Origin of the sequence: Bacillus sp. 166amftsu (assembly GCF_900107445.1) — a bacterium.
Lineage (GTDB): Bacteria > Bacillota > Bacilli > Bacillales > Bacillaceae_G > Bacillus_A > Bacillus_A arachidis.
In genome coordinates this window covers 248,235-267,304 of the sequence record NZ_FNQA01000001.1, presented here as the reverse complement: position 1 = coordinate 267,304, position 19,070 = coordinate 248,235, and the positions used below count along the sequence as shown (strand labels likewise).

The following is a 19,070-nucleotide window of genomic DNA, read 5'->3' as shown; positions in this document are numbered from 1 at the left end:
ATTTTTTTGGACGGGGCTGAATAAGCTTTCATTAGAGCATGTCTGCAATCAGGAGGTCGATAGCGAGATGAATTGGTATGAAATGCGTGCGCATGAAGTGGAAGAACGAACGAATACAAATGTGAAGGTAGGGCTGTCAGAGCAAGAAGCGGAAGGACGCTTAAAGAAACTAGGTCCAAATGAATTGCAAGAAGCAAAGCGGCCTTCTGCACTCGTTGTATTTTTATCACAATTTAAAGATTTTATGGTGCTTGTTTTATTTGGTGCAACAATTATTTCAGCGTTTTTAGGAGAGTATATTGATGCAATTGCGATTGTGGCAATTGTGATTATTAATGGGATCCTTGGTTTTTTTCAGGAACGAAAAGCAGAAAAATCACTCGAAGCTTTAAAGGAACTAGCCGCCCCACAAGTAACAGTTTTACGAAATGGAAAATGGATAAAGGCGCCATCAAAAGCTCTTGTTCTTGGTGATGTCATTAAATTTTCTAGCGGGGATCGTATTGGAGCAGACATTCGTCTTATTGAAGCATCTAGTTTATATATTGAAGAATCAGCTTTAACAGGTGAATCTGTACCTGTTCAAAAGAAGGTAGAAGCATTACAAGGTGAAAATGTTGCGATTGGTGATCAAAGAAATATGGCTTTTATGGGGACGATGATAACGAGAGGATCAGGAATAGGCGTAGTAGTAGGGACAGGGATGAATACTGCAATGGGACAGATTGCAAATATGTTACAAAATGCAGAGCAAATGGAAACACCGCTGCAAAGAAGGTTAGAACAACTTGGAAAGATTCTAATCGTTGTTGCCCTTATCTTAACGACGCTTGTTGTATTAGCTGGAGTGTATCAAGGAAATGAAGTGTACCATATGTTCTTGGCGGGTGTGTCACTTGCTGTTGCGGCAATTCCAGAAGGATTACCAGCAATTGTTACGGTCGCATTGTCACTCGGTGTACAGCGTATGATTAAAAAGAGAGCGATTGTTCGAAAATTACCAGCGGTAGAAACTTTAGGATGTGCTTCTGTTATTTGTTCGGACAAAACAGGAACGATGACACAAAATAAAATGATGGTAACACATATGTGGTCAGGTGGCGAAACATGGTATGTAACAGGGCAAGGCTATGAACCTACTGGATCGTTTATGAAAGATGAGCAGAAGATTAATCCAACATCGACAAGGTCGTTATATCAATTATTAACATTCGGGTGTCTATGTAATAACGCGAGTATTGTAAAAAAGAAAAAAACGTATGTTTTAGATGGAGATCCGACAGAAGGAGCACTCGTTGCAGCAGCGATGAAAGCGGGAGTATCACGTGAAGCTTTAAAAGAGAAATTTGAAATTATTCATGAGTTCCCATTTGATTCCACACGTAAAATGATGAGTGTGATTGTCCGCGATCGTGATGGTAAAAAATTTGTAGTCACAAAAGGAGCACCGGATGTTCTTTTACAAATGAGTCAAACCATTTTGTGGGGAAATAAACAGCAACCTTTAAGTGAATTGTATCGTAAAGAAGTACAGGCGGCTATTCATAGTCTTGGAAGTCAAGCGCTTAGAACAATTGCAGTGGCTTTTAAGCCGTTAAAAGTTACGGATTCAATTGAACATGAAAGAGAAGTAGAAAAAGACTTTATGCTTGTCGGGATACAAGGAATGATAGACCCACCAAGACCAGAAGTAAAACAGGCTGTAAAAGAGTGTAAAGAGGCTGGTATTAAAACGGTAATGATTACAGGTGATCATAAAGTAACAGCGATGGCAATTGCGGAGCAGTTAGGGATTTTACCGCCGAACGGTCGTGTTATAGAAGGAGTAGAATTAGCAAATATGTCTGTAGATGAACTAGAGAATATTGTGGAAGATACTTATGTATTTGCGCGTGTATCACCGGAACATAAGTTGAAAATTGTCAAAGCTCTTCAAAATAAAGATCATATTGTTGCAATGACAGGTGATGGAGTAAATGATGCTCCAGCAATAAAAACAGCTGATATTGGGATAGCGATGGGGATTACAGGAACGGATGTAGCAAAAGAAGCGTCTTCTCTTGTATTGTTAGATGATAACTTTGCCACGATTAAATCGGCAATTAAAGAGGGAAGAAATATATATGAAAATATTCGAAAATTCATTCGTTATTTATTGGCATCAAATGTTGGAGAAATTTTGGTTATGTTATTTGCGATGATGCTCGCACTGCCACTTCCGATGGTTCCAATTCAAATTTTATGGGTCAATTTAGTAACAGATGGTTTACCTGCAATGGCATTAGGGTTAGATAAAGCTGAGGGAGATGTAATGCGAAGAAATCCACGTCATCCGAAAGAAGGGGTTTTTGCGAGAGGATTGGCTTGGAAAATTGTGAGCCGTGGCTTTTTAATTGGTATTGTAACCTTGCTCGCATTTATTATTGCGTTTAATCAACATCCAAATGAATTGAAATATGCACAAACAGTAGCTTTTGCTACATTAGTTTTAGCGCAGCTTATTCATGTATTTGATTGCCGAAGTGAACATTCTATATTCCATCGTAATCCTTTTGGAAACGTGTATTTGGTTGGAGCAGTTATTATCTCGGTGTTATTAATGCTTGTGGTTATTTATTATCCACCATTGCAACCGATTTTTAGTACGATGCCAGTTCAAGCGAGAGATTGGTTATTAATTGTTGGTCTATCGTCTATTCCAACATTTTTATTAGTGGGCTCTTTATTGACAGGGAAAAAGGAGAAGAAGAAGCGTGTGTTGTATAAGAAAGGGCTAAACTTGAAATAGTCAATGATATGAAAATGTGATATAATTTACGAAAGGTAGTAGAGTTGCATCTCTATTACCTTTTTCATTGAGTTATTTCATGGCGTGGATGTGATAAAAATGATTTCTAGTATGACAGGTTTTGGAAGGTCGAAGGTAGAAAACGAAACTTTTCAAATTACAGTAGAAATGAAGTCAGTGAATCATCGGTTTTTAGAGATGAACATTCGACTTCCGAAACAAATGATGGTTTTTGAGGACAAAATTCGTAAGTTAATTGCAGAACAAGTTCGCCGCGGACGTATTGAAGTGTCTGTTAGCATTACGGGTGAAGGGCTTGTGGAAAGAAAGCTGAGTGTGAATTGGCCACTTCTTGAGCAGTACAAATCCATTATGGAAGACGTGAAAACAAAATTTCAATTACAAGATTCCATTACGCTTCAACAACTCATGGAGATGCCAGAAGTAACGGCAATTGAGGAAATGGAAAATGAAAATGAACAATTTGAACAAAGTTTATATGAAGCTGTTCGCCAAGCTGCTAGTATGTTAAAAACAATGAGAGATGGCGAAGGAGAACGCTTACATAAAGATATAGTATATCGTCTACAAGAGATTCATAATTGTGTAAATGCGATTATTCCGCACGCACCGATTGTGATTCGAAAATATCGTGAGCGATTAGAAAATCGCTTAAAGGAATTACATAATCAGGATTTAGATGAACAACGACTGCTGACAGAAGTAGCGATGTTTGCAGAGCGGTGTGATATTCATGAAGAATTAGTTCGTTTGCAAAGTCACTTGGATCAATTTCAAGAAGCGCTTGAGATTGCAGAGCCTGTTGGAAGAAAAATGGACTTTATCGTACAGGAGATGCATCGTGAAATTAATACAATTGGTTCTAAGGCAAACGACTTAACAATTTCAAAATATGTTGTAGAAATGAAAAATAATCTTGAAAAAATTCGTGAACAGGTACAAAATATTGAGTAGCTGTCAAAAAATATATAAAGTTATACGTGGTGGGGAAATCGGATAGACTTACTAGGAGGCGCAAACTATGGCCATGCGGTTTTTAAATATTGGATATGGAAATATCGTATCTGCTCATCGAATTATTGCAATTGTAAGTCCGGAGTCAGCTCCTATTAAACGAACAGTGCAGGAAGCGCGTGAACATAACGTGTTATTAGATGCTACGTATGGGAGAAAAACAAGGGCGGTTATTGTTATGGATGATGGACATATTGTATTAAGTCCAATTCAACCAGAGACGATTGCACATCGTTTAAATAATAAAGAAGATTTAAGTGAGGAAGGGTAGGTTTTACATATTTATGAGAAGTAGAAGAGGGTTGCTCATCGTTCTTTCAGGACCTTCTGGCGTTGGGAAAGGGACAGTTCGAAAAGAATTGTTCAGCCATGAAGATACAAAATTCCAATACTCTATTTCAGTAACGACACGTAAGCCACGTGAAGGTGAAGTAGATGGTGTGGATTATTTCTTTAAAGAGAGAGAAGAGTTTGAAGAAATGATTCGTAACGAAAAGCTACTTGAGTGGGCAGAGTTCGTTGGGAATTACTATGGAACACCAATCGATTATGTTGAAAAGACATTGCAAGAAGGAAAAGATGTGTTCTTAGAAATTGAAGTACAAGGAGCAATTCAAGTAAAGAAAGCTTTCCCTGAAGGTGTATTTATTTTCTTAGCTCCTCCAAGCTTATCAGAGCTTAAGAATCGCATCGTGGGTCGTGGTACAGAGACTGAGGATGTTATTGAAAATCGTTTAACTGTAGCAAAAGAAGAAATCGAGATGATGGACGCTTATGACTATGTAGTAGAAAATGATAAAGTAGAACTTGCTTGTGATCGCATTAAAGCTATTGTGGTTGGTGAACATTGCCGCCGAGAAAGAGTAGCGAAATATTATAAAGAAATGACGGAGGGTATATAATATGTTAAATCCATCAATTGATTCATTACTAAAAAAAATCGACTCTAAATATACATTAGTAACGGTAGCTGCAAAACGCGCTCGTGAAATGCAAATAGCTAACAACTGTGCAATTGAAAAACCTGTTTCTCATAAATGTGTAGGAAAAGCGTTGGAAGAAATCGATGCAGAAGCATTAAATTATGTACCAAGCGAAGAGAAAGTATCTGATTAAGGCATTCTCTTCGACAAATGAAAACATAGAATTTATACTTTTCTATGTAACGGTAACAACCTATTTACAAGTAGGTTGTTATTTTTTTACGATAGAGCTAAAAAGACATAGTTTTTTGTTTAATGAAATACTGGCACTGACGAACTGGAATGAATACATTCCAGCAGAATAAGTTTGAAAAAGAAAGAGGACGAGTCATATGCTAAAAGAGAAAAAGATACTTCTATGTGTGACAGGGGGCATCGCTGTTTTTAAGGCAGCTGCGTTAACGAGTAAATTAACACAAGCAGGGGCACTTGTAAAAGTAATGATGAGTGAATCGGCGATGAAATTTGTTACACCTCTTACATTTCAAGCGCTTTCTCGCCATGATGTATATACGGATACATTTGATGAAAAAGATTCAGCAGTTATCGCTCATATTGATTTAGCAGATTGGGCAGACATTGTGCTTGTTGCTCCAGCAACAGCAAATTGTATCGGAAAACTAGCAAATGGTATTGCTGATGATATGATTACAACAACATTGTTAGCTACTACAGCTCCAGTCTGGATTGCACCTGCTATGAATGTGCATATGTATGAAAATAAAATTGTTCAAAAGAATATGATGACGTTAAAAGCATTGGGATATACATTTATTGAGCCTGGAGAAGGTTTTTTAGCATGCGGGTATGTTGCGAAAGGTCGATTAGAGGAACCGGAAACAATTATTAATCGGTTACAAGAAGCTTTTTCAGAACATAAACCATTAAAAGGAAAGAAAATTTTAGTAACTGCTGGTCCAACTCGTGAGAAGATTGATCCAGTACGTTTTATGACGAATTTTTCTTCAGGGAAAATGGGGTATGCGCTAGCGGAAGTTGCTGCTCACTTAGGAGCGGATGTAATACTTGTTTCAGGTCCAACTGCAATCACACCACCTGTAAATGTAACAACTGTGCAAGTAGAATCTGCACAAGATATGTTAGAAGCTGTCATGCAACATTATGGATCTATGGATGTCGTTATTAAAACAGCAGCAGTAGCAGATTATCGCCCAAAATTTGTGCATGATCAGAAGATGAAAAAGAAAAGTGGCGATGCAGTTATTGAGTTAGAAAGAACAATTGATATTTTGAAAACTCTCGGGGAGAAAAAGGAGCATCAACTTCTTATCGGTTTTGCTGCTGAAACGACAAATATAGAAGAATATGCAACGAAAAAGTTACGTGAAAAAAATGCGAATATGATTGTAGCAAATGATGTGAAAGCGCAAGGCGCAGGATTTGGTACGGATACGAATATTGTAACAATGTATAGAAAAGATGGAGAAATTATTCGATTGCCTCTTTTAACAAAGAAAGAAGTTGCACATGAAATTTTAATGCAAATTGAAGCGATGTTAGAAGAGGATCGTGTATGAAATTTGCAAGTGTAATTGTTGATGTACCGGCACGGCAAACAGATCGCCCGTTTGATTATATAATCCCTAAGAAATGGGAAGATATTGTACAAACAGGTATGCGTGTAGTCGTTCCGTTTGGTCCAAGGAAATTACAAGGTTTTATTATTGAAATAAAAGATTCAGTTGATGTGGAAAGTAAGAAGTTAAAAGCGTTGTATGAAATACTAGATGTTACCCCAGTTTTAAATGAAGAGTTATTAAAAATTGGATTTTGGCTAACAGATGAAACGCTATGTTATATGATTTCAGCTTTTCAAGTTATGCTTCCAACTGCAATAAAAGCAACTTATAAAAAGCGACTACAGCTCCATAAACCAGAAGAAGTAGCGCCGGAAATTTGTAATTTATTTCAAGGGAAAGAAGCGATAGATTGGGAAGAAGTTGCCGCGCACCCACATATGTATCGCACAGTTCAAAAAGAGATAGTAAATGGAACGATTGAAGTCATCTATAAAGTAAAGGATAAAGTGCAAAAGAAGAAACAAAGAGTGGTTCAACCAGAATTGCCACAGGAACAATTAGAGGCAGCTGCATTTGAGCTGAAAAGTAAAAAGCAACAGGATGTACTTTATTATTTTGTAGAAAATTATCACAGTGTGTCATTAAAAACATTAACGGAAGAGCTGCAAATAACAGATGCACCTGTGAAGTCGCTTGTAAAAAAAGGATTGCTTTTAGAAAAGTATGTTGAAGTATACCGTAACCCATATGACGACGAAGCTTTTGAACAGACAAAGCCATTTCCGCTCACAGATGAACAAAACCAAGTGATTACGCCTATTTTGTCATCTATTGAGGATGGAACATATAATCCGTTTTTACTATATGGTGTTACAGGAAGCGGTAAAACAGAAGTGTATTTGCAATCCATTGCTGCGGTATTAAAAAAAGGTAAGGAAGCCATTGTACTCGTTCCTGAAATTGCATTAACACCACAAATGGTGGATCGTTTTAAAGGACGATTTGGCTCGCAAGTTGCAGTTCTTCATAGTGCTCTTTCTGTTGGGGAAAAATATGATGAATGGCGAAAAATTTTAAGAAAAGAAGTAAAGGTTGTTGTTGGAGCACGCTCTGCTATTTTTGCTCCATTTGAAAACTTAGGAATTATTATTATTGATGAAGAACATGAATCAAGTTATAAACAAGAAGATAATCCGAGATATCATGCTAGGGATGTTGCGATTTGGCGAGGACAATATCATAATTGTCCAATTGTGCTCGGCAGTGCAACACCGACACTGGAATCGTTTGCTAGAGCGAAAAAAGGTGTTTATGAGCTACTAACTATGCAAAAGCGTATGAATGAACAGGCGTTGCCAACAGTAGAAATTGTTGACATGCGTGAGGAACTGCGTGATGGAAATCGATCGATGTTTTCCAAGTTACTTTATGAGAAGATAGCGGACCGGTTAGAAAAGAAAGAACAAATGGTTCTTTTTTTAAATCGAAGAGGCCATTCAACGTTTGTCATGTGTCGTGATTGTGGTTATGTCGTGCAATGTCCACACTGTGATATATCACTCACCTATCATAAAATGAATCATCGTTTAAAATGTCACTATTGTAGTTATGAGGAAAGTATGCCAACTGCTTGTCCTGCTTGTAACAGTTCGTATATTCGTTTCTTTGGGACAGGAACACAAAAGGTAGAAGAAGAAATTACAAAGCTATTTCCAGAGGCAAGGGTTATTCGTATGGATGTTGATACAACGAGTCGCAAAGGAATGCATGAAAAGTTATTAAAAGCCTTTGGTGAAGAGAAAGCTGATATCTTACTTGGAACACAGATGATAGCTAAAGGGCTTGATTTTCCAATGGTTACGCTTGTTGGTGTTTTAACAGCTGATACGATGCTGCATTTACCGGATTTTCGTGCAAGCGAGAAGACGTATCAGTTATTGACACAGGTGAGTGGACGTGCAGGTCGACATGAATTACCAGGAGAAGTAGTGATTCAAACATATACGCCAGAACATTATAGCGTAGAACTGGCAAAGAATCAGCAGTACGATGTATTTTTTGAACAAGAAATGCAAATGAGAAAAATGAGGCAATACCCGCCGTATTACTATGTCGCACTTGTAACCGTTTCACATCCAGAGTTATTAAAAGCAGTTCAAGTAACGGAAAAAATTGTCGGTTATTTACGAACGCATTGCTCACAGCAAACAATGGTGTTAGGACCGGTTGCTTCAGCAATTCCAAGGATAAAAGATAGATATCGATACCAATGCATGATAAAATACAAGCGGGAACCAAACTTAAAGTACGTGCTTAAAATGGTAAATGAACATTATCAGGCAGAAATGCAAAAAGATTTGCAGATCTCAATCGACTTTAATCCAACAATGTTAATGTAGCGGAGGAAAATATGGCAGTTTTAGAAATTGTAAAGCACCCAGATGAAGTGTTAGAAACCCCATGTGAACGGGTAATCAACTTTGATAAAAAGTTAGTGAATTTGTTAAAAGATATGCACGAAACAATGTTAGTTGCAGATGGAGTCGGTTTAGCAGCGCCGCAAGTCGGTGTAAGTTTGCAAGTGGCAGTTGTTGATATTGGTGATGACACTGGAAAAATCGAACTGATTAATCCAGTTATTTTAGAAAAACGTGGTGAACAAGTAGGTCCCGAAGGCTGCTTAAGCTTTCCGGGACTTTATGGTGAAGTGGAGCGTGCAGAGTATATTAAAGTACGTGCGCAAAATCGTCGTGGTAAAATCTTTTTGTTAGAAGCAAATGATTTTTTAGCACGCGCAATCCAACATGAAATCGATCATTTACACGGTGTGTTGTTTACATCAAAAGTGACGAGATATTACGAGGAAAATGAATTAGAAGAGATGTAAAAGGAGCGGTTTTTGAATGATAAAAGTAGTATTCATGGGAACACCGGACTTTTCTGTACCGGTGCTTCGTCGTCTTATTGAAGATGGATATGATGTGATTGGTGTTGTAACGCAGCCAGATCGTCCAGTAGGCAGAAAAAAAGTTATGACACCAACACCTGTTAAGGTGGAAGCGGAAAAACATGGTATCCCAGTATTACAACCGTTAAAAATTCGTGAAAAAGACGAATATGAAAAAGTATTGGCATTAGAGCCCGATTTAATTGTAACAGCTGCGTTTGGACAAATTGTGCCAAATGAAATTTTAGAAGCACCGAAGTACGGATGTATTAATGTCCATGCTTCATTACTGCCAGAGCTTCGCGGTGGTGCACCAATCCATTATTCCATCATGCAAGGAAAAGAAAAAACAGGTATTACAATTATGTATATGGTGGAAAAATTAGATGCTGGTGATATTTTAACGCAAGTAGAAGTGGAAATTGAAGAGCGTGAAACAACTGGTTCATTATTTGATAAATTGAGTGAGGCTGGAGCGCATTTATTATCAAAAACAGTTCCACTTTTAATACAAGGGAAATTAGAACCAATTAAACAAAATGAGGATCAAGTAACATTTGCTTACAATATTAAACGTGAACAAGAAAAGATTGATTGGACGAAAACAGGAGAGGAAGTATATAACCATATTCGTGGTTTAAATCCGTGGCCAGTTGCTTATACGACTTTAGCAGGACAAGTTGTAAAAGTATGGTGGGGCGAAAAAGTTCCTGTAACTATGCAGGCTGAAGCGGGTTCTATTGTAGCGATTGAAGAAGATGGTTTCGTTGTGGCAACAGGGAATGAAACGGGTGTTAAAATTACTGAACTGCAGCCATCTGGTAAAAAACGTATGAGCTGTTCACAATTTTTACGTGGAACAAAACCTGAAATTGGGACGAAGTTAGGAGAAGACGCATGAGAGAGAATGTTCGTGAGTTAGCTCTTGATGGTTTAATGCAAGTTGAAAAAAGTGGTGCTTATAGTAACTTACTTTTAAATAACTTGATTGAGAAGAGTCAAATTGATAGAAAAGATGTTGGTTTATTAACAGAAATCGTTTATGGAACGATTCAACGTCGTGATACGCTTGATTATTATTTACAACCATTTTTAAGAAAAAAGGTAGAGGCATGGGTAAAAGTTTTACTACGTCTGTCCCTATATCAAATGGTATATTTAGATCGTGTTCCAGAAAGAGCGGTAATTCATGAAGCGGTTGAAATTGCAAAACGCCGTGGTCATAAAGGGATTGCAGGAATGGTAAATGGAGTACTGCGCTCAATTCAACGTGAAGGTGTGCCGTCTTTAGAAGAAATACAAAATCCGATATCGCGACTTGCTGTTGCAACGAGTCATCCAGAATGGCTTGTAAAAGAGTGGACTGCAGCATATGATTTAGAAACAGCGGAAAAAATGTGTGAAATGAACTTGATTCCACCTGTTTCAGCAGCGCGTGTAAACGTCGATAAGGGAACAGTAGAAGAAGCGATTAGCTTATTAGAAGATGAAGGCGTAGAGGCAAAACGTGGTGATTTATCCGAAGATGCTATTCAACTTGAAAAAGGAAATGTAGCGCATACAGAAGCATTTCAAAAAGGTTTCCTCTCTATTCAAGATGAAAGCTCAATGCTTGTTGCACGTGCTCTAGAACCAGAAGAAGGAGATATGGTTCTAGATAGCTGCGCAGCACCTGGTGGGAAAACAACACATATTGCAGAACGCTTAAAGGGAACTGGACAGGTGATGTCGCTTGATTTACATCCGCATAAAGTTCGTTTAATTCAGCAACAAGCGAAGCGCCTTGATTTAGAAAATGTTGAAACAAAGGCACTTGATGCCAGAAAAGTTCAAGAGCATTTTGCAAGCGAAAGCTTTGATAAAATATTAGTGGATGCACCGTGTTCTGGGTTTGGTGTAATTAGACGTAAACCTGATATTAAATTAGGGAAAGAGAAAGGCGATAGTGAAAGACTGTCGACAATTCAGCTATCGATACTAGAAAAGGTAGCTCCTCTGTTAAAAGCAGGTGGTCGCCTTGTTTATAGTACGTGCACAATTGAAAAAATAGAAAATGAGCAAGTGATAGAGCGATTTTTACAAGAGCATCCTGAATTTACATGGGATACTACTATGAAAGAACGCATGCCAGAAAAATTACGTCCCTATATAAATGAGGGACAAGTACAAATTTTACCGCATTATTTTGCAACAGATGGCTTTTATATTGCTTGTTTAAGAAAGAAGGTGTAGCATCATGGAAACGACTGTAAAAAAACAAAAGAAAAATTTAGAAACAAAAAAACCATCTATTTACTCTTTACAACTTCATGAAATGCAAGATTGGTTAAAGGAAAAAGGTGAACCGAAATTCCGTGCAGGTCAAATTTTTGATTGGTTATATAAAAAACGTGTAAAAAATTATGAGGATATGACAAACCTTTCCAAAGGATTGCGTGATAAATTGTCGAATTCCTTTGATATTACTACTTTAAATACGCTAGTAAAACAAACATCTTCTGATGGAACCATTAAATTTTTATTCCAATTATATGATGGGTATTCTATTGAGACAGTATTAATGCGACATGAATATGGAAATTCCATTTGTGTAACAACGCAAGTTGGATGTCGTATTGGCTGTACATTTTGTGCATCTACACTAGGTGGTTTAAAACGAAATCTAGAGGCTGGGGAAATTGTAGCACAAGTAGTTGAGGTTCAACGTGCGCTTGATGAGACAGAAGAACGCGTGAGCTCTCTTGTTGTAATGGGTATCGGAGAACCGTTTGATAATTACGATAATTTAATGGCGTTCCTACGCATTGTAAATCATGAAAAAGGAATCCACATTGGTGCGCGTCATATGACGGTTTCAACAAGTGGAATTATCCCGAAAATTTATAAGTTCGCTGAAGAAGATATGCAAATTAACTTTGCGATTTCATTGCATGCTCCAAATACAGAATTACGTTCAAAATTAATGCCAATTAACCGTGCATATAAGCTGCCAGATTTAATGGAAGCTATTAAATACTATGTAAATAGAACGGGGCGTCGTATTACATTTGAATATGGTTTATTTGGAGGAGAAAATGACCAAGTTGAGCACGCTGAAGAACTTGCTCAATTGTTAAAAGGTGTAAAGTGTCATGTGAACTTAATTCCGGTAAACTACGTACCAGAGCGCGATTATGTAAGAACGCCACGTGAGCAAATTTTCTTATTTGAAAAAACGCTAAAAGACCGTGGAGTGAATGTAACGATTCGCCGTGAACAAGGTCATGATATTGATGCTGCCTGCGGTCAGTTGCGTGCAAAGGAGCGCAAAGAAGAGACGAGGTGACAAGATGAAAGCCGTGTTTCTATCGGATAAAGGTAAAGTTCGTCAACATAATGAAGATAGTGCAGGAGTTTTTCATAATTTAGATGGAGATATTTTAGCTGTAGTAGCTGATGGAATGGGAGGTCATCGAGCTGGCGATGTTGCTAGCTCGATGGCCATTCAATTATTCCATGATTATTGGAAGCAAACGTATAGTATGGATACACCAAAAAAAGCGGAAGAATGGTTACATATAAACGTTGAAATGATTAACGAGAGGGTATACGAATACTCGAAGCAACATGTAGAGTGCAATGGTATGGGAACCACTGTTATTGTTGCAATTTGTACGGCAGGGTTTGTAACAATTGGACATATAGGAGATAGTCGTTGTTACATGTTATCAGATGGTGAGATTTCACTTATAACTGAGGATCATTCACTTGTAAATGAACTTGTCAGGTATGGTGAAATTTCAAAAGAAGATGCAGAGTATCATCCAAAAAAGAACGTGCTTTTACGAGCGCTTGGAACAGAAGAAAAAGTTGGATTAGATGTTAAAACATTAGTGTTAGAAGAAAATGATCAATTGCTTCTTTGCTCTGACGGATTATCAAATAAAGTTGCTATGGATGATATGCGAAAAATTTTGCTATTAAACGAACAGCTCGAGACAAAGGGAGAACGTCTTATTCAACTTGCGAATGATCGTGGTGGAGAAGATAATATTACTCTTGTCATTGTTGATTATGTGGATTCGGCAAACGAAAGTAGGTGAATAACAACGTGATGATTGGAAAACGCCTAAACGACCGTTATAAGCTGCTAAAAATGATTGGTGGCGGTGGAATGGCCAATGTATATTTAGCTCATGATGATATACTAGGCCGGGATGTAGCGGTAAAAATACTACGACTCGATTATGCGAATAATGATGAGTTTATTAAACGTTTTCATCGAGAAGCGCAATCTGTTACAACGTTGTCGCATCCAAATATTGTGAATATGTATGATGTTGGGGAAGAAGATGGAATTTATTATCTTGTTATGGAATATGTACCTGGACAAACATTAAAGCAATACATAAATCAGCGTGGGATGTTACCTATAGGGGAAGCCCTTGATATTATGGAGCAGCTAACATCTGCAATGGCACACGCTCATCATTTTGAAATTGTCCATCGAGATATAAAACCACATAACATCTTAATTCGGAATGATGGAATTGTGAAAGTGACCGATTTTGGTATTGCGACAGCTACAAGTGCAACGACGATAACGCATACGAACTCTGTACTCGGTTCTGTTCATTATTTGTCGCCAGAACAAGCGCGCGGAGGCATAGCAAATAAACAATCGGATATTTACTCACTTGGGATTGTTATGTTTGAATTGTTAACAGGTCGTCAACCTTTCTCAGGGGAATCGGCAGTTGCGGTAGCTTTAAAACATTTACAAAATGAGACGCCGTCTCCAAAGCGATGGAATCCGGATATTCCACAAAGTGTAGAAAATATTATTTTAAAAGCAACCGCAAAAGATCCATTTCATCGCTATCAGTCTGCTAATGCGATGAAAAGAGACATTGAAACAGCTTTATATCCAGAACGGATTAATGAGCAACCATTCTATATACCTGAAGATATGGAAGCGACGAAAGCAATTCCAATTATTCAACAAGAACAATTATTTGAAAATGTAAGTGATGAAACAATTGTATTGAATGGAAGTAAGGTAGACGAACAGATAAAAAATGAAGAAGTGAAACCAAACGAGAAAAAAAAGCGAAGTAACAAATTGTTGAAAATTTTAATTACAACATTTTTACTTTTAGCAATCGGTATAACGTTAGCCCTTACTGTGATTCCAGGGTTCTTTATACCGAAAGAAGTGAAAATTCCAGATGTGTCTAGTATGAAATATGAAGCAGCTGTGAATGCACTTGTTGAGAAAGGTTTTGAGGTTGCTGAGCCTAACATTGTTTATACAGATAAAGTAGAAGCAGGAAAGGTGATTAAAACAAATCCAGCAGCGGGAAGAGTTGTAAAGGAAAATACAAAAATCACTATTTATCAATCTGGCGGAAAACAAAAGAATAAGATGAGTAATTTAATTGGGCAAGATTTTGAAACCTTGAAAAAAGAATTAGAAGGGAAGTATAAAATTATTGTCCCATACTATATTGAAAGTGAAAAACCAAAAGGTGAAGTTGTTGAGCAAATTCCAACGGCAGATCAAATGGTTGTTGAAGCTGAGCAAGATGTAAAAGTGTGGATAAGTAAAGGTCCGTACCAAATTCGACCTGTTGATTTTTCTGGATGGACTGAAAATAGCGTGAATAGCTATTTAAGTGAAAAGAAACTGGTTCCAGATGTGAAAAGAGAATATTCAGATACAGTTGATAAAGGACTGGTAATTTCACAATCACCAAAACCAGGAATACCGCTAAAAGAAGGGGATAAAGTAACGATTACTGTCTCTGATGGTCCGAAACCAAAAGTAACGAAAACAGTAAAAGTGGATAACATCCCGATTCCTTACGAGTCTCCTGTAGTAGGTGAGAAAAAACCGCAAACAATTGAGATATATAAAGAAGATATGCAGCAGAAAATGGATAAACCGATTGAAACACGGACGATAACAGAGTCAACTACTATTTCTTTAGCATTTGTTATCCAAGAAGGAACAAAAGGTCATTATAAAATTGTTCGAGATGGAACGACAATTATTGATAAAGATGTCCCATATCCAGCTGAGTAAAGGTGTGTCTCCATATTATGGATTCCACCTTCTTTGTATGGAAAGTGGAATTTGTTGTTCTTGCCTGTTATGCTGTTAACGTAGCGGATGGGAAAAATGGCGAAAATTTACGTTTTGAAATAGAAGAACGGCCATAAAAGTGAAGTGAAAATAAAGGGGAATCTGAACTGGTAGTTAGTTTTATCCCAGTACTCGCTGGCAGTACCTCGTCTCAAAGCATGTAAAAGTCTGTTTGATGAAGGGCTGATAAAAATTTTACTTTATATAGAATAAAGGAGAATTATATGGCAGAAGGAAAAATTGTAAAAGCTTTGAGTGGCTTTTATTATGTGCAGCATGAAGATGGCATTACACAATGTCGCGGTCGTGGTGTGTTCAGAAAAAATAAAATTACACCGCTTGTAGGAGATCAAGTAGTTTTTCAAGCGGATAATCCGAATGAAGGCTATGTTTTAGAGGTTTTTGAGCGGAAGAATGAACTTGTTAGACCGCCAATTGCTAATGTAGATCAAGCAATCCTTGTTTTTTCAGCGGTTGAACCAGATTTTAATCCGGGGTTATTAGATCGATTTCTCGTATTAATTGAACATCATAACATTAAACCGATTATTTGTATTAGCAAAATGGATTTAGTAGATGAAAAAATGCGAGAAACTGTTGAATCTTATGCGAATGATTATCGTGAAATGGGATATGATGTGTTGTTTACTTCTATAAATACATCGGAAAGTATTGATATTCTCAAACCATTTTTAGAAGGTTGTGTCTCAGTTGTTGCAGGACAGTCTGGTGTGGGTAAATCTTCCATGTTAAATGTATTACGCCCAGATTTAGCGTTAAAAACGAATGATATTTCCTCTCATTTAGGACGTGGAAAGCACACGACAAGACATGTGGAATTAATTGCAGTAGGAAGCGGTCTTGTTGCAGATACACCTGGTTTTAGCTCTCTTGATTTTATTGACATAGAAGTAGAAGATCTTACGCATTGTTTTCCAGAGTTGAAAGAAGAAAGCCAATACTGTAAGTTTAGAGGGTGTACACATCTTTCAGAGCCGAAATGTGCGGTAAAAGCTGCAGTTGAAGAAGGAAAGATTACGCAATATCGTTATGAACATTACAAACAATTTGTAGAAGAAATTAGAGAGAGAAAGCCGAGGTATTAATTATGATTAAAATTGCACCATCGATTTTATCAGCAGATTTTTCCAAACTAGGGGAAGAAATTAAAGATATAGAAAAGGGCGGAGCGGATTATATCCATGTTGATGTAATGGACGGCCATTTTGTTCCAAACATTACAATTGGTCCATTAATTGTAGAAGCGATTCGTCCAATTACATCTTTACCATTAGATGTACATTTAATGATTGAAAATCCGGATAACTATATTCCTACTTTTGCAAAAGCTGGAGCGGATATTATTACTGTTCATGTAGAGGCTTGCCCACATTTACATCGTACAATTCAATTAATTAAATCGCATGGTATTAAAGCTGGGGTTGTATTAAATCCTCACACACCAGTTTCAATGATTGAACACGTATTAGAAGATGTTGATATGGTATTACTTATGACAGTAAATCCAGGGTTTGGTGGACAGAAGTTTATTCATTCTGTATTACCGAAAATTAAACAAGTTGCAGAGATGGTCAAAGAGCGTAATTTACAAGTAGAAATCGAAGTTGATGGTGGTGTAAACACTGAGACTGCAAGACTTTGTGTGGAAGCAGGAGCAAATGTTCTTGTAGCAGGATCGGCAGTTTACAATCAAAAAGACCGCGGTGAAGCAATTCGAATAATTCGTGGATAAGGAATAGATGTAAGAAAACTTTCATGACCTGTTAGAACGGGATAATGTGAAAAAAGGTAATCTACCGAATGGCAGATTGCCTTTTTCTATAGAAGGGAAGGGAAAGAAAAGATGATTATTCATATTTTAGCTGGAGGACCTAAGGAGTATTGTGCCGATTTCTCTCTTTATGAAAACGAGGAAGTAGTATGGGCTGCGGTTGATCGTGGTGTATATTATTTGTTGCAAAGAGGAATCGCACCTACTGTTGCATTTGGTGACTATGACTCGGTTACAGGTGAAGAATTAGCGTGGATGCAAAAACAGACAGATGAGTTACATATTGTTCCGCGGGAAAAAGATCAAACGGATTTAGAAATTGCAATTCATTGGGCATTGGAGCAAAAGCCGAAATTGATTCGTATTTTTGGTGCTACAGGTGGAAGGCTTGACCATGGATTAGCGAATATTCAAATGCTTTTAAAAGGATTGGAAGCGCATACTGAAATGTATATCGTTGACAATAAAAATGAAATCTCTGTAAAAAAAGTAGGTACATATACAATTGAAGAAAATGAACAATTTCCATACGTATCCTTTGTACCTGTTACGGAAATTGTAAATGGTATTACACTTCGCGGTTTTAAATATCCTCTCACTGATAAAACGATAGAATGGGGATCGACGCTTTGTATTAGTAATGAACTCATTGTGGAAAAAGGTACTTTTTCATTTACTTCTGGCATATTAATGGTGATAAGAAGCACTGATTAAAGAAACACTTTTGCTGCTTGCATCATATAGTAAACAAGTGGAGTAATGGGGGTTAGGAGGGAAACCATGAGATTTTATACAATTAAGTTACCTAAATTTCTTGGTGGAATTGTTCGCGCGGTGTTAAATACCTTTAAAAAGGACTAAAAAAGCACCATTAATGGTGCTTTTTTCATGAGGATAATAAAAAAAGAGCCTATCGGCTCTTTTTTTTATTATTAAACACGTTCGATTTTGCCAGATTTTAATGCTCTAGCAGAAACGTAAACACGTTGAACTTTACCGTCGATGCGTACGCGAACTTTTTGAAGGTTAGCGCCCCATTTACGTTTTGTAGCGTTCATTGCGTGAGAACGAGAGTTACCAGAACGAGCTTTTCTTCCAGTAATAGCACAAACACGAGCCATCTATATTTCCCTCCCTTAACTACCTTACCATACGTAATTTTTTCAATGTTAGTCTTTTATGCGATGCTAAAAACACTACTATAATTTAACACAACTAAAAAGAGAATGCAACAGTGTATAAAAAAGAAATCAAGAAAAATTACTTGACACCAAATGTTAATAAAGAAAAGTAAAAATCAAGAAAAATTACTTGACATATTATAGTAGTACATGTTGTATAATAACAATGGACTATTTTGCTCGTCATAAATATGAGAGCGAAAAGAAAGAACGATGGAATTTTCTTTAAAAAGATTATATGATAGTAATTAAAGTAGTCTAGCTCACTTTCACCATTAATGAAGGGGGAAACGAGATGTCAATTGAAATTAAAACGAAGTACGGTCAAATTGATATTAGTACAGATGTAATTGCAACAATTGCTGGAGGTGCCGCGGTAGATTGCTACGGTATCGTTGGTATGGCTTCAAAGAATCAATTAAAAGATGGATTAACAGACATTTTACGAAAAGAAAACTTCACTAGAGGCGTTATTGTTCGTAAAGACGAAGATGAAGTACATATTGATATGTATATTATTGTGAGCTATGGTACAAAAATTTCAGAGGTAGCACATAACGTCCAAACGAAAGTGAAATATACATTAGATCAAACGGTAGGACTAGCAGTAGATTCTGTAAACATCTACGTACAAGGAGTTAAAGTAATAAACTTGTAATGTGCATTAAGGAGGAAAATC

Annotated in this window: 19 protein-coding genes; 18 read left to right on the top strand and 1 reads right to left on the bottom strand. The window is 37.1% G+C overall.

The genetic code is table 11. The features are described from left to right. The first annotated feature begins 67 nt into the window (after nt 1–67). The 17 genes from BLV40_RS01435 (at nt 68) to spoVM (ending at nt 18,071) form a co-directional block, all read left to right on the top strand. Nucleotides 68–2,788 carry a calcium-translocating P-type ATPase, SERCA-type gene (locus tag BLV40_RS01435; protein ID WP_026590280.1) on the top strand — a complete coding sequence of 907 codons (2,721 nt, stop codon included), beginning with the start codon at nt 68–70 and terminating at the stop codon, nt 2,786–2,788. 99 nt (nt 2,789–2,887) lie between these two features. Continuing rightward, nucleotides 2,888–3,763, top strand: coding sequence for a YicC/YloC family endoribonuclease (locus tag BLV40_RS01430; RefSeq protein WP_090687131.1), 876 nt, complete (start codon nt 2,888–2,890; stop codon nt 3,761–3,763). A gap of 67 nt (nt 3,764–3,830) precedes the next feature. After that, on the top strand, nt 3,831–4,094 hold the full coding sequence (locus tag BLV40_RS01425; RefSeq protein WP_001251459.1) for an extracellular matrix/biofilm regulator RemA: 264 nt from the start codon (nt 3,831–3,833) through the stop codon (nt 4,092–4,094). A gap of 13 nt (nt 4,095–4,107) precedes the next feature. Continuing rightward, the gene (gmk, locus tag BLV40_RS01420) at nt 4,108–4,725 is read left to right on the top strand and encodes a guanylate kinase (protein WP_026590282.1); all 618 of its coding nucleotides are present in this window, start codon (nt 4,108–4,110) and stop codon (nt 4,723–4,725) included. Between the two features lies 1 nt (nt 4,726). Further along, nucleotides 4,727–4,939: a DNA-directed RNA polymerase subunit omega gene (rpoZ, locus tag BLV40_RS01415; RefSeq protein WP_026590283.1), complete on the top strand. Its 213-nt coding sequence runs from the start codon at nt 4,727–4,729 to the stop codon at nt 4,937–4,939. Between the two features lie 199 nt (nt 4,940–5,138). Further along, nucleotides 5,139–6,344 (top strand): bifunctional phosphopantothenoylcysteine decarboxylase/phosphopantothenate--cysteine ligase CoaBC, encoded by a 1,206-nt coding sequence (gene coaBC, locus BLV40_RS01410; protein WP_090687129.1) that lies wholly within the window; start codon nt 5,139–5,141, stop codon nt 6,342–6,344. Further along, nucleotides 6,341–8,746 carry a primosomal protein N' gene (gene priA, locus BLV40_RS01405; RefSeq protein ID WP_090687127.1) on the top strand — a complete coding sequence of 802 codons (2,406 nt, stop codon included), beginning with the start codon at nt 6,341–6,343 and terminating at the stop codon, nt 8,744–8,746. The genes coaBC and priA overlap by 4 nt, the downstream gene beginning before the upstream one ends. Before the next feature lie 11 nt (nt 8,747–8,757). Then, on the top strand, nt 8,758–9,234 hold the full coding sequence (def, locus tag BLV40_RS01400) for a peptide deformylase (protein ID WP_026590286.1): 477 nt from the start codon (nt 8,758–8,760) through the stop codon (nt 9,232–9,234). Nucleotides 9,235–9,250: 16 nt separating this feature from the next. Beyond that, nucleotides 9,251–10,195 (top strand): methionyl-tRNA formyltransferase, encoded by a 945-nt coding sequence (gene fmt / locus BLV40_RS01395; protein ID WP_026590287.1) that lies wholly within the window; start codon nt 9,251–9,253, stop codon nt 10,193–10,195. Further along, a complete protein-coding gene (gene rsmB / locus BLV40_RS01390) occupies nt 10,192–11,526 on the top strand; it encodes a 16S rRNA (cytosine(967)-C(5))-methyltransferase RsmB (RefSeq protein WP_090687125.1) in 1,335 nt (444 codons plus the stop codon). The genes fmt and rsmB overlap by 4 nt, the downstream gene beginning before the upstream one ends. Before the next feature lie 4 nt (nt 11,527–11,530). After that, complete coding sequence (rlmN, locus tag BLV40_RS01385) at nt 11,531–12,619, top strand: dual-specificity RNA methyltransferase RlmN (RefSeq protein WP_026590289.1); 1,089 nt, start codon at nt 11,531–11,533, stop codon at nt 12,617–12,619. 4 nt (nt 12,620–12,623) lie between these two features. Then, nucleotides 12,624–13,376, top strand: a complete 753-nt coding sequence (locus BLV40_RS01380) for a Stp1/IreP family PP2C-type Ser/Thr phosphatase (RefSeq protein WP_026590290.1) — start codon at nt 12,624–12,626, stop codon at nt 13,374–13,376. Between the two features lie 8 nt (nt 13,377–13,384). Next, nucleotides 13,385–15,358, top strand: a complete 1,974-nt coding sequence (gene pknB / locus BLV40_RS01375) for a Stk1 family PASTA domain-containing Ser/Thr kinase (protein WP_090687124.1) — start codon at nt 13,385–13,387, stop codon at nt 15,356–15,358. A 284-nt stretch (nt 15,359–15,642) separates the two neighbouring features. Further along, a complete protein-coding gene (rsgA, locus tag BLV40_RS01370) occupies nt 15,643–16,524 on the top strand; it encodes a ribosome small subunit-dependent GTPase A (protein WP_026590292.1) in 882 nt (293 codons plus the stop codon). Nucleotides 16,525–16,526: 2 nt separating this feature from the next. Continuing rightward, nucleotides 16,527–17,171 carry a ribulose-phosphate 3-epimerase gene (gene rpe, locus BLV40_RS01365; RefSeq protein WP_090687122.1) on the top strand — a complete coding sequence of 215 codons (645 nt, stop codon included), beginning with the start codon at nt 16,527–16,529 and terminating at the stop codon, nt 17,169–17,171. A gap of 111 nt (nt 17,172–17,282) precedes the next feature. Further along, a complete protein-coding gene (locus tag BLV40_RS01360; RefSeq protein ID WP_090687121.1) occupies nt 17,283–17,924 on the top strand; it encodes a thiamine diphosphokinase in 642 nt (213 codons plus the stop codon). A gap of 66 nt (nt 17,925–17,990) precedes the next feature. Then, a complete protein-coding gene (gene spoVM, locus BLV40_RS01355; protein WP_001213600.1) occupies nt 17,991–18,071 on the top strand; it encodes a stage V sporulation protein SpoVM in 81 nt (26 codons plus the stop codon). Between the two features lie 71 nt (nt 18,072–18,142). Here spoVM and rpmB read toward each other — a convergent pair whose 3' ends face one another. Beyond that, nucleotides 18,143–18,331 (bottom strand): 50S ribosomal protein L28, encoded by a 189-nt coding sequence (gene rpmB / locus BLV40_RS01350; protein ID WP_000124776.1) that lies wholly within the window; start codon nt 18,329–18,331, stop codon nt 18,143–18,145. Between the two features lie 355 nt (nt 18,332–18,686). Here rpmB and BLV40_RS01345 point away from each other — a divergent pair, with 355 nt between their 5' ends. Beyond that, a complete protein-coding gene (locus BLV40_RS01345; RefSeq protein ID WP_000021109.1) occupies nt 18,687–19,049 on the top strand; it encodes an Asp23/Gls24 family envelope stress response protein in 363 nt (120 codons plus the stop codon). The last annotated feature ends 21 nt before the right edge of the window (nt 19,050–19,070 follow it).